The organism is Martinezella rhizogenes, from assembly GCF_027460065.1.
In the GTDB taxonomy this organism is placed as follows: domain Bacteria; phylum Pseudomonadota; class Alphaproteobacteria; order Rhizobiales; family Rhizobiaceae; genus Agrobacterium; species Agrobacterium rhizogenes_C.
Window position 1 is genome coordinate 1 of record NZ_JAPYZZ010000029.1, and the last position, 14,209, is coordinate 14,209.

The 14,209-nt window shown below is 58.8% G+C and carries 15 protein-coding genes, 1 tRNA gene and 1 pseudogene; 2 read left to right on the forward strand and 15 right to left on the reverse strand.

Annotated features, from left to right (window positions below; all coding sequences use genetic code 11):
- Window positions 1-148, reverse strand: a pseudogene (locus O8B93_RS26250) (helix-turn-helix domain-containing protein); the annotation flags it as partial.
- Between the two features lie 285 nt (window positions 149-433).
- Window positions 434-811: a winged helix-turn-helix transcriptional regulator gene (locus tag O8B93_RS26255; protein ID WP_269712841.1), complete on the reverse strand. Its 378-nt coding sequence runs from the start codon at window positions 809-811 to the stop codon at window positions 434-436.
- A gap of 94 nt (window positions 812-905) precedes the next feature.
- On the opposite strand from O8B93_RS26255, the gene O8B93_RS26260 reads away from it, so the two are divergent.
- The gene (locus O8B93_RS26260; protein ID WP_269712842.1) at window positions 906-1,649 is read left to right on the forward strand and encodes an NADPH-dependent F420 reductase; all 744 of its coding nucleotides are present in this window, start codon (window positions 906-908) and stop codon (window positions 1,647-1,649) included.
- A 272-nt stretch (window positions 1,650-1,921) separates the two neighbouring features.
- Here O8B93_RS26260 and arsH read toward each other — a convergent pair whose 3' ends face one another.
- The 11 genes from arsH to O8B93_RS26315 form a co-directional block, all read right to left on the reverse strand.
- A complete protein-coding gene (gene arsH, locus O8B93_RS26265) occupies window positions 1,922-2,647 on the reverse strand; it encodes an arsenical resistance protein ArsH (protein WP_269712843.1) in 726 nt (241 codons plus the stop codon).
- Window positions 2,625-3,053 (reverse strand): arsenate reductase (glutaredoxin), encoded by a 429-nt coding sequence (arsC, locus tag O8B93_RS26270; RefSeq protein WP_269712844.1) that lies wholly within the window; start codon window positions 3,051-3,053, stop codon window positions 2,625-2,627. The genes arsH and arsC overlap by 23 nt, the downstream gene beginning before the upstream one ends.
- On the reverse strand, window positions 3,050-3,400 hold the full coding sequence (locus O8B93_RS26275; protein ID WP_269712845.1) for an ArsR/SmtB family transcription factor: 351 nt from the start codon (window positions 3,398-3,400) through the stop codon (window positions 3,050-3,052). Before O8B93_RS26275 ends, arsC begins: the two co-directional genes overlap by 4 nt.
- A gap of 134 nt (window positions 3,401-3,534) precedes the next feature.
- Window positions 3,535-5,316 carry a chloride channel protein gene (locus tag O8B93_RS26280; RefSeq protein WP_405049099.1) on the reverse strand — a complete coding sequence of 594 codons (1,782 nt, stop codon included), beginning with the start codon at window positions 5,314-5,316 and terminating at the stop codon, window positions 3,535-3,537.
- Window positions 5,317-5,380: 64 nt separating this feature from the next.
- A complete protein-coding gene (locus O8B93_RS26285; RefSeq protein ID WP_269712846.1) occupies window positions 5,381-6,217 on the reverse strand; it encodes an MBL fold metallo-hydrolase in 837 nt (278 codons plus the stop codon).
- Window positions 6,218-6,219: 2 nt separating this feature from the next.
- Window positions 6,220-7,002, reverse strand: coding sequence for a TatD family hydrolase (locus O8B93_RS26290; protein ID WP_269712847.1), 783 nt, complete (start codon window positions 7,000-7,002; stop codon window positions 6,220-6,222).
- Window positions 7,003-7,012: 10 nt separating this feature from the next.
- Window positions 7,013-8,563, reverse strand: coding sequence for a methionine--tRNA ligase (metG, locus tag O8B93_RS26295; protein WP_269712848.1), 1,551 nt, complete (start codon window positions 8,561-8,563; stop codon window positions 7,013-7,015).
- A gap of 111 nt (window positions 8,564-8,674) precedes the next feature.
- Window positions 8,675-9,700, reverse strand: a complete 1,026-nt coding sequence (locus O8B93_RS26300; protein WP_269712849.1) for a DNA polymerase III subunit delta' — start codon at window positions 9,698-9,700, stop codon at window positions 8,675-8,677.
- Window positions 9,693-10,367 (reverse strand): dTMP kinase, encoded by a 675-nt coding sequence (gene tmk / locus O8B93_RS26305; RefSeq protein ID WP_269712850.1) that lies wholly within the window; start codon window positions 10,365-10,367, stop codon window positions 9,693-9,695. Before tmk ends, O8B93_RS26300 begins: the two co-directional genes overlap by 8 nt.
- A 131-nt stretch (window positions 10,368-10,498) precedes the next feature.
- Window positions 10,499-11,671, reverse strand: a complete 1,173-nt coding sequence (locus O8B93_RS26310) for a D-alanyl-D-alanine carboxypeptidase family protein (RefSeq protein ID WP_269712851.1) — start codon at window positions 11,669-11,671, stop codon at window positions 10,499-10,501.
- Window positions 11,672-11,743: 72 nt separating this feature from the next.
- Window positions 11,744-12,832: a septal ring lytic transglycosylase RlpA family protein gene (locus tag O8B93_RS26315; protein ID WP_269712852.1), complete on the reverse strand. Its 1,089-nt coding sequence runs from the start codon at window positions 12,830-12,832 to the stop codon at window positions 11,744-11,746.
- A gap of 328 nt (window positions 12,833-13,160) precedes the next feature.
- On the opposite strand from O8B93_RS26315, the gene O8B93_RS26320 reads away from it, so the two are divergent.
- Complete coding sequence (locus tag O8B93_RS26320) at window positions 13,161-13,493, forward strand: hypothetical protein (protein WP_269712853.1); 333 nt, start codon at window positions 13,161-13,163, stop codon at window positions 13,491-13,493.
- Window positions 13,494-13,624: 131 nt separating this feature from the next.
- Here O8B93_RS26320 and O8B93_RS26325 read toward each other — a convergent pair.
- Window positions 13,625-13,714 (reverse strand) — tRNA-Ser (locus tag O8B93_RS26325).
- Between the two features lie 99 nt (window positions 13,715-13,813).
- Window positions 13,814-13,966 carry a hypothetical protein gene (locus O8B93_RS26330; protein WP_269712854.1) on the reverse strand — a complete coding sequence of 51 codons (153 nt, stop codon included), beginning with the start codon at window positions 13,964-13,966 and terminating at the stop codon, window positions 13,814-13,816.
- Window positions 13,967-14,209 lie beyond the last annotated feature (243 nt).

Genomic DNA, 14,209 nt, shown 5'->3' on the forward strand with positions numbered 1-14,209 from the left:
TTTGCATCCTGTTCAACAACCGACGGATTTGCCGTGTGCTGAGATCAAGCACATGCGCCGCCGACACCATGGTCATCCCACCGGCAATCACCTTCGACAAAATCTCGATCCGCTGCAAATCACGCTCGCTCATCGCAATCAGTCCCATCTGCAATCTCCCGGGCATCATTCAGACCCGGGGAGTGTGACATTCCAACTTTGCAGAAACAGGACATTCTAACTTTGCGGCTACAAACAATAATCGCATAAGATAGATTATGGAACATTATTTGATTGTTACGTTTTCCACAATCGTGGGAAACTGGCCATTCTGCGGTTTGCGGACCATGCTCTACACCGCGATAATTCGCGGCGTAGTGACCGTCGTTCTCGGCGGCTTCGGCAAGCCTGGAGCGTGACACGGCACTCCGGTTCGACGAGAACCAGCAACGCATCACGTCCGGATTTTGTCCTCCATCCGCTCCCGGCGCATGAAGGCCCAGTCGATAAGCTCAGCCATCGACGGCCCCAGAGCCTTGCCCATATCGGTCAGCGCGTACTCCACTTTCGGCGGCACCTGTGGATAGACGGTACGGGTCACGATTCCGTCCTTCTCCAATTCCTTCAGTTGCTGGATGAGCATCTTCTGGTTCACCCCTTCACACCGCCGTTCGAGTTCGGAGAAGCGAAGCGCTTCCTTGGCCCCGAATAGTTGGCAGATGATGACGATCTTCCATTTACCTTCGAGCACTCGCAGGGCGTCAGTCGTCGCCTCCGCCCATTTGCGCTGCTGCTGCGGGTCTCCGCACCTCCACTCCCGTTCCTGGGCCATACTTACCTTTTAGTGGGTAACCCACTTACTTGTCGGTTCTTGTTGTAGTCGCAGTATCCATTATCTTGGCGGGCAGCACAACAGGAGCATCAGCATGAAAATCGGCATCATCGGAATTGGCTACATTGGCGGCACTCTCGCACGCAAACTCGCATCGTCTGGACATGAGGTCAGCGTGGCGAACTCAAAAGGAGCCGACGCTGTCAGGCCGTTCGCCGACGAGATCGGAGCCACGGCGACGGACACGAAGGGCGCGATCTCCGGCGCGGACGCGGTCATCCTTTCCATTCCGCTACTCGCCATCGAAAACCTGCCGAAGGACCTCTTCAAGGACCTGCCAGCCAACGTCCCGGTCATCGATACCAGCAACTACTATCCGGGCCTGCGCGACCCGCAGATCGCCGACCTTGATGCGGGCGAGGTCGAGAGCGTCTGGGTCTCCAGACAGATCGGTCGCCCTATCATCAAGGCCTTCAATAACATCCTCGCCTATTCCTTGGCCGAACTGGGTCAGCCCGAGGGGACGCCTGGTCGTCTGGCCGTGGCTGTTGCGGGAGACGCCGTCGCGAAGGAGATCGCCATGGCAATCGTAAACGAGGTCGGGTTCGACCCTGTCGACGGCGGGTCCCTCGCCGAATCCTGGAGGCAGCAACCGTTGACGCCGGGATACTGCTGCGACTTCGACGCCCCCACCATGCGCAAGGCACTCAACGCCGCAGTCGAGGGTGAAGCACACGCAAGGTGGCCCGTGTTCAAGAGCAAGATGGCAACGCTAGGGTCGGACGCAACCCACGAGGACCGCGTGGCGATGAACCGTTCGTTTGCACCGTTTCAATAAAGAAATCGCGGCCTATCTTCGATCTGCAACATGATGGGGTCGTGTTGCAGATCGGCGCTCAACGGAAAGCAACAAACCCAGCAATTTGAAATGTGCAACACACTTTCCGTCGTCCGGTAGGGTATAAGCGCGGCTGGACAGAACATCCCATCCCCTCACTCACCCAGCTACAAAGCCGAAACCGCACTCTTTGGAACTTATTCGTTCATGAAATCCCGGATTTACGCAGCTATGGCTCGTTCGCGCACCCGATAAATGCCGCAACGAACCACTCAGATTGATTTCAGCGAAACACGCTTTTCAAGCTCAACCGCCTGTTCCTTGCGTTCACTATAACGATCCGTGAGATAAGCGGAAGCATCACGCGTCAGCAGCGTGAATTTCACCAGTTCCTCGCACACGTCCACGACCCGGTCATAATAAGGTGATGGCCTCATCCGGCCTTCCGCGTCGAACTCCTGATAGGCCCTTGCCACCGAGGACTGGTTTGGAATGGTAATCATCCGCATCCATCGGCCGAGAATCCGCATCTGATTCACGGCGTTGAAGGACTGGCTGCCGCCGGAAACCTCCATGACGGCGAGCGTCTTGCCCTGCGTCGGCCGGATTGATCCGACCGCAAGCGGAATCCAGTCGATCTGGGATTTCATGATGCCGGTCATCGCGCCATGGCGTTCGGGACTTACCCAGACTTGGCCCTCCGACCATTGCGAGAGTTCACGCAATTCCTGCACCTTGGCATGGCTGACGGGCGCTTCATCAGGCAAAGGCAGGCCCTTCGGGTCGAATATCCGAACCTCGCAACCGAGCCGGTCGAGCAACCGACCCGCTTCAAATGCAAGCAGGCGGCTATAGGAAACTTCGCGCAGAGACCCGTACAGGATCAGGATACGCGGTTTGTGGGTCGAAAATGCCGGACGCAGAGCTTGCTCCTCAATTCCGTGCAGGTGCTGCGCCTTCAGCGCTGGGAATGTGTCAGGCAATGCGCTTTCCTTCATTGTCGAGCACCTGCTCGCCATCCTCTTTGAAGAACGGTTTGTTGAAAGTCTCGGGCAGAATATCCAGCACGACCTCTGACGGACGGGCGAGCCGGCTGCCAAGTGGTGTGATAACGAAGGGCCGGCTGATGAGGATCGGCATGTCGATCATCGCATCTAGCAGTTGGTCGTCGGTCAGATCGGGATTATCGAGGCCATATTCGGCGTAAGGAGTCCCCTTCTCGCGTATCGCCTCACGGACGGTCAGACCCGAATCCGAAATCATCCGGGCCAGTTGGTCACGCGTGGGCGGCTGTTGCAGATATTCGATCACCTCAGGCTCGATTCCCGCCGCACGGATCAGCGCCAGCGTATTGCGAGACGTCCCACAGGACGGGTTGTGATATATTATGACGTCCATTGTCATGCCCTCACCGGCTGTTCACAGCAGGGTGCGAGCTCGTCAATTAACGGAGCGCAAAGTTCGGTTGAACCACCGCAGCAATCCTTCAGCAGAAACAGCGTCAGCTCACGCAGCCCCTCAAGGTCGGCGCGATAGATGATCGACCGGCTTTGCCGCTCGCTCTTGACCAGCCCTGCCCGCGCAAGCGTGGCGAGATGCGCCGACATCGTGTTCTGGGGAACGTCGATGAGACGCGCGAGTTCGCCGGCCGGAATACCCTCGGGCTCGTGTTGCACAAGACGCCGGAAGGTCTCCAGTCGGGTCGATTGAGCGAGCGCGCCAAGCGCGGTTATTGCATCAGAGTTATCCATATATCCAGAATAATGGATATATTGACAATGTCAACGATTGAACGATGCGTCTGTGGAATTTCGGAAGAAATCTGCAGCAGATGAAATAAATAATGATTATATATCAATACATAAATGGAAATTCCTAATGTAATTTAGAATTCCCCTGACGCCTCCCGGCGCCTCAGATCGAGCTCTTCGCTGTAACGCCTCAGCGTGTGGCTCTCGGTAAGCAAGCCGACGGGGCGGTTTTCGATTCTGTCGTTGACGACGACCAGCGCTTCGCTTTCCGCCGCGTCGAAGGCCGCAGCCGCCTGCCGTGCATTCATGGTCGGCAGCAATATGTCGTTCCTGTAGTGCAGATAGGTTTCGAGGCTGATTTTGCTGGGGTCGCGCTCCATGGGGTCGGCATAGATTTCCGGGACGAGCACGATACCGGCATAACGCCCGTCATCATGGGTCATGATCACCCGCTGCGTCGAGCCGAGCGGAAACTTCTCCTTGAAGGCCGGAAGCCCCATGCTGACATTGGCCTTGCGGATGTCGGCGCGCATCATCTTGCCCACCGTCAGGTCGCGGATCCAGCCGATATCATGGGCGCTGCGAATGCTCTCGCCGCGCAGGTGAAAACGCCAGGTGGCGAAGGAGTAACCGAAGGTGGTGCGCACCACCAGCGAGGTGGTGATGACGGCGGCCAGCACAAGCGCCGTGATCTGAAAGTCGCCGGTCAATTCCAGCGCCAGAAACGTCATCGTCAGCGGCCCGCCGATAATGGCGGCGGCAAAGGCGCTCATGCCGATCACGGCATAAACGATGGGAGCCGTCGAACCGTAACCAATATAGGGTGCGCAGAGCGCGAAAATCTTGCCGAGCAGCGAACCCATGAACAGCGAGGCGAAAAACAGGCCGCCGCGGAAATTCGAACCGATGGAAATGGCGCTGGCTGCCGCCTTCAGCAGAAACAGCCCGGCCAATCCGTAGATCGTCAGTTCGGCATCGATGTTGAGATGCAGCGCGCCGTGGCCGCTCGAGAGAACCTGCGGCGAAATCAGCGCCAGCCCACCCACCGCCACGCCACCAATGGTGGGACGCAACCAGCCGGGAATGGCGCTCTTGCGCGCTGTTTCCTCGATGAAGGACACCGCCTGCATCAGAACGATGCCGATGGCAGCGCAGACGACACCGAGAAAGATGGCCGGCACATAATCCGCCGGCGTTACACGGCTGGCGTCGACAATATCGATCGACAGGCCATGGCCGCCGATAAGTCCGATGACGGTGGTCGCCACCAGCGCAGAGACGATGAGCGGCGCAAGCGTCACCACGGTATAGGTGCCGATGATGAGTTCAATGGCGTAGAACGCCCCCGTCAGAGGCGCGTTGAAGGCTGCGGCGATCGCACCTGCGGCACCACAGCCGACCAGGATGCGCATGTCCCCTCGCCTCAACTTCAGCTTGATGCCGATCTTGGAGGCGACGCCGCTGGCGATCTGCGTATAACCGGCCTCAAGCCCGACGGAAGCGCCGAAACCGTTGGAAACGATGTTCTGCACGCAGACGATAATGCTGTCCGTCAGCGACAGGCGGCCGCCATGCAGCGCATTCGCCTCGATCGGGTCGACCATGGGCTTCTTGCGGGTCTTCGACAGAATGAAGATGATGAGACCAAGCAGGATGCCGCCGATGATCGGCCCGAACAGCACGATCCTCCCGGTCAGGTCGCTGCTGCTCAGCCGCTCTACACCGAAGACCAATATATGCAGCGCCGTGCTCAAGGCCCCGATCAGCGCCACCAGCAGGCCCGCCGCAATGCCGATGAGAACGGCGAGCGCGACGAGACCAAGTTCGCCACGCCGGAACATGGCCCGCAGCCGGCTGGCGCGCAGATTGTCGAAGAAGCTCGCCATACTGGGTGCACGGAAAGGCCTGGTCGACATGTTGTTCCTTTTCAGGCGGCGCCAACGCGCAACGCGCCCCTAATTTGCTGTTTCAGAGCACCCACTACCCAAAAACGGAATCCGCTTCGATCTCAACCTCGAAACGCATCTGGTCGTAAGCCGGTTCAACATGATCCGGCGTCTCACGCATCACCGTGTCATAATCGAGCGGAATATGCATGTGGGTCAAGATCGCCCGTTTGGGTGCGAATGCCTCGATCCAGCCGAGCGCCTGTTCCAGTGAAAGATGGCTGGGGTGATATCGATACTGCAAGGCATCGATGACGAGCACATCGAGGCCGGTAAGCTTGGGCAGGCTTTCCGCCGGAAAATCGCTGACATCGGTGCAATAGGCAACGTCGCCGATGCGAAAACCAAGCGAATGCACGTCGCCATGCTGCTGCATATGCACCTTGAAGGGGATCGGCCCGCCTGCCCCGTCGATGATAACAGGCTCGTTGATATCGGCGATAAGCTGCGGCCTGACGATCGGCGGATAGTTGCTGCCCGCCGGCGTCTCCAGGCAATAGGCAAAACCGTCGCGAATGCGCGCCATGGTGACGGGATCGGCCCAGATCGGAATACGGTGTTTCTGAAGAGCGAAATAGATGCGCAGATCATCGATGCCGTGCAGATGGTCGGCATGGGCGTGGGTGTAAAGCACCGCATCGACGGCTTGCACTTTGGCGGCAATCATCTGCTCGCGAAAATCCGGGCCGGTGTCGATGACGACGGTGGTCTTGCCACCGTCAGGGCCGATCTGCTCGACCATGAAGGCCGCGCGCGTGCGCCTGTTCCTGGGGTTTTGAGGGTCGCAGGCACCCCAGTCGCCGTTGATGCGCGGCACGCCGGGCGACGACGCGCAACCGAGAACCGTGAAGCGACGACGGTAGATTGCCACACCTACACCCTTGTCATCTTGGAAAAGCAGCGAAAGGCGTTTTCGGTGGTGATTTCGGCCATGCGCTCGAAGGAAACACCATGCACTTCGGCCAGAACTTCCGCCGTGTTGACCACATAGGACGGCTCATTGCGTTTCCCCCGCCAGCGCTTCGGCGCAAGATAGGGCGCGTCGGTTTCAACGAGCAGCCTGTCCAGCGGCACGGTGGCGGCGATATCGCGGATATCCTGCGACTTCGGGAAGGTCAGGATGCCGGAAAAGGACACGTAACCGCCAAGCTCGACGCCCGCTTTCGCCAGCTCAGGACCGGCGGAAAAGCAATGCAGGATGAAGGGAAATGCGCCCTTCCCGCTTTCGGCGCGCAGGATAGCGGCCATATCGTCATCGGCGCTGCGGCTGTGGATGACGAGCGGCAGCTTCGTTCTTCTTGCGGCCTCTATGTGGCGAATAAGGCCGGTCTTCTGGTCTTCCGGCTTCTGCGTGTCATAGAAATAATCCAGCCCCGCCTCGCCGATCGCCACGATCTTGTCATGGCTTTCCGCCAGCCGCACCAGGTCGTCGGCGGAAATGTCGAGTTCCTCGTCGGCATTGTTCGGATGCGTGCCGACCGAGCAGAAGACCGAGGGATAGTGTTCCGCGATCTTCAAAAGCTCAGGCAGGCGGCGCACCCGGGTCGAGATCGTCACCATCTGGCTCACACCGGAGGCATGGGCGCGAGCGATGATATCGTCGCGCTCCGCCTCGAAATCGGGGAAATCCAGATGGCAATGGGTATCGATCAGCATTGTCTCGCCTTCACGCTTCCGGGGCGACGTATCGCGGGAAGACCGGCTTCGGCGCTTCGAGCGGTGTGCCTGGAACCAGCCGACCGGCTTCGCCTAGCGCTGTGAAATCACGTTTGTCAGCAGGCGCCGCAACGAGATCGAGCAGCTTCGCGCAGGAATCGGGCATGAAGGGCTGCAGCAGGATGCCGATCTGGCGCACCACTTCGGCCGTCACGTAAAGCACGGTGCCCATACGCTCCGGATCGGTCTTTTTCAGCGCCCACGGTTCCTGCGACGCGAAATAACGGTCTGTTTCCGAAACGACGGCAATGATGGCGGCAAGCGCGCGGTGAATGAGCTGCTTGCCCATTTCCTCGCGGCAGACCGCGAGCAAGCCGTCCGCGGCCGCGAGCATCGCTTTGTCTTCATCGTTGAATTCGCCGGGCGTCGGGATCTGCCCGTCGCAATTCTTGACGATCATCGACAGCGAACGGCTGGCAAGATTGCCGATGCCATTGGCGAGATCGGCATTGATGCGGGTGGCGATACCCTCTTCGCTATAGCTGCCATCCTGGCCGAAGGAGACTTCGCGCATGAAGAAATAACGAACCGGATCGAGGCCGAAATGGCTGACCAGATTGGCCGGGTCAACGACGTTGCCGAGCGACTTCGACATCTTCTCGCCCTTGTTGAGCAGGAAGCCATGAGCATAAACGCGCTTTGGCAGAGGCAGCTTGGCGCTCATCAGGAAGGCAGGCCAGTAGACCGCGTGGAAGCGGATAATGTCCTTGCCGATGATATGCACGTCGGCAGGCCAATATTTGGCGCGCGGGCCGTTTTTGTCCTCGATGTAGCCGGTCGCGGTGATGTAGTTGGTCAGCGCATCGACCCAGACATACATGACGTGCTTGGGATCATTCGGAACCTTGATTCCCCAGTCGAAGGTGGTGCGGGAAATCGACAGATCCTTCAGGCCGGATTTGACGAAGGAAATGATTTCGTTGCGGCGTTCGGCCGGGCCGATGAATTCCGGGTTTTCCTCGTAAAGCTTCAGCAGCTTGTCCTGGTATTCGGAAAGTTTGAAGAAGTAGCTTTCCTCTTCCACCCATTCCACCGGTGTGCCCTGCGGCCCGTAACGGACACCGTCGGCGCGCACTTCCGTCTCATCCTCGGCGTAGTAGGCCTCGTCGCGCACGGAATACCAGCCGGCATAGCTGTCCTTGTAGATGTCGCCGCTATCGGCCATCAGGTTCCAGATATTGCGCGAGGTCTCGTGGTGACGCTCTTCCGTGGTGCGGATGAAATCGTCATTCGAGGCGTTGAGCAGCTTGCCCATCTCGCGGAACTGATCGGAATTGCGCTGCGCCAGCTCTTCCGGCGAAATGCCTTCCGCCCGCGCCGTCTGCTGCATCTTCTGGCCGTGTTCGTCCGTGCCGGTCAGGAAGAAAACATCCATTCCGTCCAGGCGCTGAAAGCGTGCCATGGCGTCCGTCGCAATCAACTCATAGGCATGGCCGATATGCGGCTTGCCGTTGGGGTAGGAGATCGCGGTGGTGATGTAGAATGGTGTCTTGTCTGTCATGACGGTCTATCGACTTTACAGGCTGTTTTTTGGATAGACCGCTCTTAAACCATTGTTCGCAGCAGCGAAACAACAACTTCCCCATTTTGGGTATGATTCATATCCCGGCGCCTAAACCGAACGGATATCTTCCAGAATGGAAAGCACCATCTGCTTCTTGTCGAGGTTATAGGCCTGCGCCACGGTGATGCGTTCCGAAAGCGTCGAGGAAAGCCGCGCGTGTTTTTCCGCCGCCGCAATGTCGCCCGCCATTGCCGCCGCCCGGGCTCGCGCCATCAATTCTTCCGTCACATGTTCCATGAAGAAGCCGAGAACGATGTCGCCGTCCTTCTGCGCCAGAACCTCGGCCAGCTTGTGCATGCGCTTGCGCGCCCCCGGCCCTTCGGCTGACATGACCTCGGCAAAGGCCTCGACAATGTCGGAGCCGCCGTAATTCATCAGCTTCAACGCCTGCGCGACGCTGCCCTTGGACGCCGCAAGCAGGGAATCGCGCTTTTCGCCTTCAGGACTGATGTCGAGTTGATCGAGCGCTTTGACCATGGCCGCGTTGGAAAGCGGCAGGAGCCGTAGCGGCATGCAGCGCGAGCGGATGGTCGGCAGCAATTTTCCCGGTGCATGCGAGAGCACGAGGAACATCGCCCGCTTCGGCGGCTCCTCCAGTATTTTCAGGATGGCGTTCGCCGCATTGCGGTTAAGGTCATCAGCGGGGTCGATGATGACGATGCGCCAGTTGCCTGTGCCCGAGGTTTGCGAAAAGAAATGCCCTGCCCGCCGCACCTCATCCACGGTGATCGCGGATTTGACGCGACCGGTCTTTTCATCCACCGGACGCGTCAGATGCAGGAGATTATGCGAGGCGCCGGCAGTGATCTGCCGGCTGACGAGCGATTGCGGATCGGGGTCAGCAAGGAAATCCGGTGCGGATGCAGGATCGGGGTGGGTCAGCACATGATTGGCGAACCGGAAGGCGAGCGTCGCCTTGCCGATGCCCTCCGGTCCTTCGATCAGAATGGCGTGATGGCCTTTGCCCGAGCGATAGGATTGCGCAAGGAACGCCTCCGCCTCTTCATGCCCGAAAAGCCTCGTGTTCTGCTGCGGCGCGATCGCGCCGTCGAGAACGCCCTGAACCTCACTCATGCGCCGCGTCCGCTGCGTTTCCCGCACGCTCGAGCAATGGCTCGACGAACGACATGACGTCTTCCGTGACCTTGTCTTCCGGCTGGTCGGCATTGACGATACGGCAGCGACGCGGTTCGGCCAGCGCAATATCCAGATAGGCCTCGCGCCGCTTCTCGTGGGTCTCGATTTCCTCTTTTTCGAAGCGGTCTGGGGTTGCCCCCTCATCCGCACGTTTTCTGGCGCGGGCGAGACCCTTTTCGGCGGCGATATCGAAGATCAGCGTCAACTCGGGCACGACGCCGTCGATGGCAATGCGTTGCAGCGTCTCGATGAAATCATGCTCCAGATTGCCGGTCGTGCCCTGATAGACACGCGAGGAATCAAGAAAACGGTCGCAGAGCACGATCTCGCCGCGCGCAAGCGCCGGGCGAATGACTTCCTCGACATGGTCGTTACGCGCCGCCGCAAACAGGATCGCCTCCATGCGCACGCCGAACGATTCGGCCGCACCTGACAAAATAACGTGTCGGACCGCCTCAGCGCCCGGCGAACCACCCGGCTCACGCGTGACGACCACCTCGAAACCACGGCCGCGAAGCGCCTCGGCAAGCGTGCGAATCTGCGTCGACTTGCCAGCGCCTTCGCCGCCCTCGAAGCTGATGAACAATCCTGTCTTTTCGGCCAATGTCTCGTCCTGCACGGGTTTCCTAGAATTCGAAATGCCTGTTTACAGCATCGAAGCGAAATGTGTGAAGCGCTTTTGAGAAAAACCAGTGCCTGAACAAAAGCATAGGAATAAGGCGGCGAAAATGGCCATTACAGCCAGAAGAGCAGCAATTCCTTCAGCGCGCCCGTCGCGTTCTGTGTAAGCGAACCTTTGCCCACCGCCGCCTTCGTATAAAGCGGCACTTCACGCAGCAGCCGTTCGCCCGAAAATATCTTGAGCGTGCCGGCGTTCGCGCCGACATCCAACGGCGCATTCAGCGGCCAGCGATAGACGATGCGGCCGGAAATGCGATCCGGATTATTGACCGGCACCAGCACGCTGACATCTTCCTTCGGCGAAAGATCGATGTGCGAGACATCGCCGCCATAAACGCTGACGGTGCCGACGGCTTCATCCTTGCTGAAAAGATGGCGTTTTTCGAAGGCTGTCAGGCCCCAGTCCACCACCCGGCGGGCTTCTTCCTGCCGCGTCTTGTCATCTGCAATGCCTGCAAGCGCCAGATAGACGCGGCGCCCTTCCCGTTCGGCCGAAACGACAGCTGCAAAACCGCTGCCTTCCGCAAAACCGAGACCGAGACCATCTATGCCGCTGCCCGGCATCAACAGCGTGTTCTTGTTGCGCTGGAAGATCCGGTTCCACTCGAAATCGGGCTTGGTGAAAAGCGGGTAACGATCTGGATAGGTGTCACGCAGATGCTGGGCGAGACGCACCATATCCCTGGCCGTCGTCTGGTTGCCGGGATCGGGAAGCCCCGTGGAATTGGCGAATATGCTGCGGTTCATGCCGAGTTCGCCCGCCCGCGCCGTCATGCGCTTGGCGAAGGCGGCATCTGAGCCCGCCATGCCTTCAGCCACGATGATGCAGCCGTCATTGGCATTCTGCACGATGATGCCGGTCAAGAGATCGTTGATGCTGACGGAGGATTTCAGGGCCGCGAACATGGTGGAGGTGCGTGAGGGAGCACCGCCCGTGCGCCAGGCATATTCCGAGACTGGATAGGCCGCCTCCGGCGTCACCTGCCCCTTGGAGAGCGCATCGAACACAACTTCCACCGTCATCAGCTTGGCAAGTGACGCGGGCGAAAAGGACTGATCTTCATTTTGCGAAAGAAGCACCGTGCCGGTCTCGGCATCGATCATATAGGCCTGTTCAGCCTTGGCGATGAAAGGGGCTGTCTGCGCTTGCGCCGCGCCCGCACTGAAAAATGCAAAGGCGGCCACAATGATGGCCGACCGGTAAGAGCGATGTATGGCCTTGCGCATGAAACCGCCCAGTCCTGCGTGCTGCAACCGGCTGCACGCCATAAAAGCGAAAGGCAGCCTACTCTCAATTCGTCAGCGAGACTTCGCCTGCTGACGCTTCACATGGGCGAGTATCGATTGCTCGTTGAGCGCACCACGGTCGACGAGCACGCTATCGAAGGCGCGCACGGATTTGGAAACCGTAGCTGATTCTTCGGAATAGGCCGCCGAATATTTGGAAGACGGCGTCGGCACGCGCAGATAATTTCCGCCGGGCGCTGCCGGCTCACGCATGAAATTGCCCTCAGGCCGCTCGGCCAGGAATGGGCCGATTTCCGGCAAAACTACAAATTGTTCGAAAGCCGGCTGAACGCCGTTGACCAGCGGCATGGCCTGAAGTGCGGCATTTTTCTTGGAACCGACCAGCGCCGTCTGCGTGGAGCTGCCATAATTCGGGTTGGACGCCGGCGCTGGCACGAAGTTCGGAGAGGCTGAAGCCACCATCACGCCCGTTGCGATCTGCCCTTCCGGAGCGACGCCCGGCGAGCGCGAGCCCTTCGGAATATAGGAGGCCATCAGATAGGGCATATCGTGACCGTCAAGCGGGGCGCGACCGGCATATTGCACGCGGACATTCGCCGTACCGGTCGCCTTCATGTCGAGAAGATCGGCCGTCTTGCTGGAAACGTCGATCAGACGGCCCTCATGGAAAGGTCCGCGATCGTTGACGCGCACCAGAACCGACGCGCCATTTTCCATATTGGTGATGCGCGCATAGCTCGGCAGGGGAAATGTCGGATGTGCGGCGGAAAGATGTTCTTTATCGTAAACTTCGCCATTCGCCGTCAGGCGGCCGTGGAAGGCGGAACCGTACCAGGAGGCGAGACCGGTCTTGTTGTAACCCGGCTCTTCTTTCGGGAAATAACGCCGGCCTTTGACCGTATAGGCATTGCCGACCAACTCTCGCCCGCCGCCCTTGGGAATGCTCTTCCCATCGGCCACGCGCGGGCTGGCTTTAACGCCATATTCCGATTCAGAGAAATATTCCTTGCTGCGCTTGGGCTTAGGCTTGGTCTCAGTGGTGGTGGAACACGAAGCCGTCGCGGCGCAAAGCACGGAAATTGCAAGCCACTTCGCACCCGATCTGGTGCTGATGCCGAGTTTCTTGACCGTCGAATTCAAATCGTCTGCCCCACGCTTATTGGCCCACGCTTACTGGCTTGGAGAACCGCACCCTCACTTGCCTCGATAAATTGCCCCTGCCATCGAAGCACCTAACAGTCGCTTAATCTTGTGCATAACGTGGCGAAAATGCGAACGACTTCTGCAAATTCGATAAAATTGTAACGAACGTGGTTAATGATTTCTATCTTTTTCGCCCGCCTTCAGGGTGCAATTTATCCACCCTTACCGCCTCGCCCCACCGCATCCGCAAGGAACAAACAGGTGACGACGGCGTTTTCTCCTCGCAAACAAACGAGCTTTCTGCCGGTTTGCTGAGGGAGGAAACATGATCAAGTTTATGAAAACCACAGGTCTGGCACTTGGCCTTGCCTTCACATCCTTCGCCGCAACGGTTCCCGCGGGAGCGCAGGACATGGAGCTCAGAATCGGGCCGGACGGCGTTCGTCCCGTCATCCGTGACCGGGACATGGACCGTCGTGGCCCGCCCCGTATGCGCGGTTGCAGCGAGCGAGAAGCCCGTGCCGCTGCCCGCGAAGCCGGACTGCGCGATCCCGAGGTCGTACGCGTCACCCCCCGCCGCGTCGTGGTCGAGGGTTTCACCCGCCGCGGCCAGGATCGCATCACATTCGCAAACGAACGGGGCTGCCCGGAAATCTGATGATATCAACCACCGCCTCGAACCCGCCGGAAGGCGGGTTTCTCGTCATGCCGATTTTTAGCCACACAAATCCTAAGTAGACGTTGGAAGCATTCCCGCGTCGTCCAATCGTCGTAATCGTTTTGGCTGAATGGCAGATGGGGTGGGATTCGAACCCACGGTACGCTCTCACGCACGCCGGTTTTCAAGACCGGTTCCTTAAACCACTCGGACACCCATCCTTCGGTGGTGAGGCTTTATAGCGGTTTGAAAAGGGCCGTCAATCCCGCCGTTTCAAGCGCACGCCTGCATGCACTTCCTTGTGCGGATCCCCATGCAGATCATTGAGCGGGCGCGGTCGCAGGGGGCAGTAGCGAGCCTTCGCCGGAAGGAACGTTCGGAACCTGCTGCGCTGAATCAAACAGCGTCAGGCTGAGAACGATTGCGACAAGCACCAGCAAAAGCGCCACGAAGAGGATTCCCGATTTATCCATGCGTCTGCTCATGTCACGTTATGTTAAAGGCGAATATGTGCAATTCGAGGCAATGCAAAGAATAAAGCAAAAGTCTGTCAAGTTGTCTTACAGATTCGCATAACTCATCGTTCAAAAATCTGCAGATTGAGCGAAATTTATGCATAGGCGTACTGTTTGGGACGGAAGTGGCCTATCGCGTCAACACTGTTGTCACTTATATCAAGCCATCGCTCCCGGGCATTGCCCAACTTTCCCCGAGCG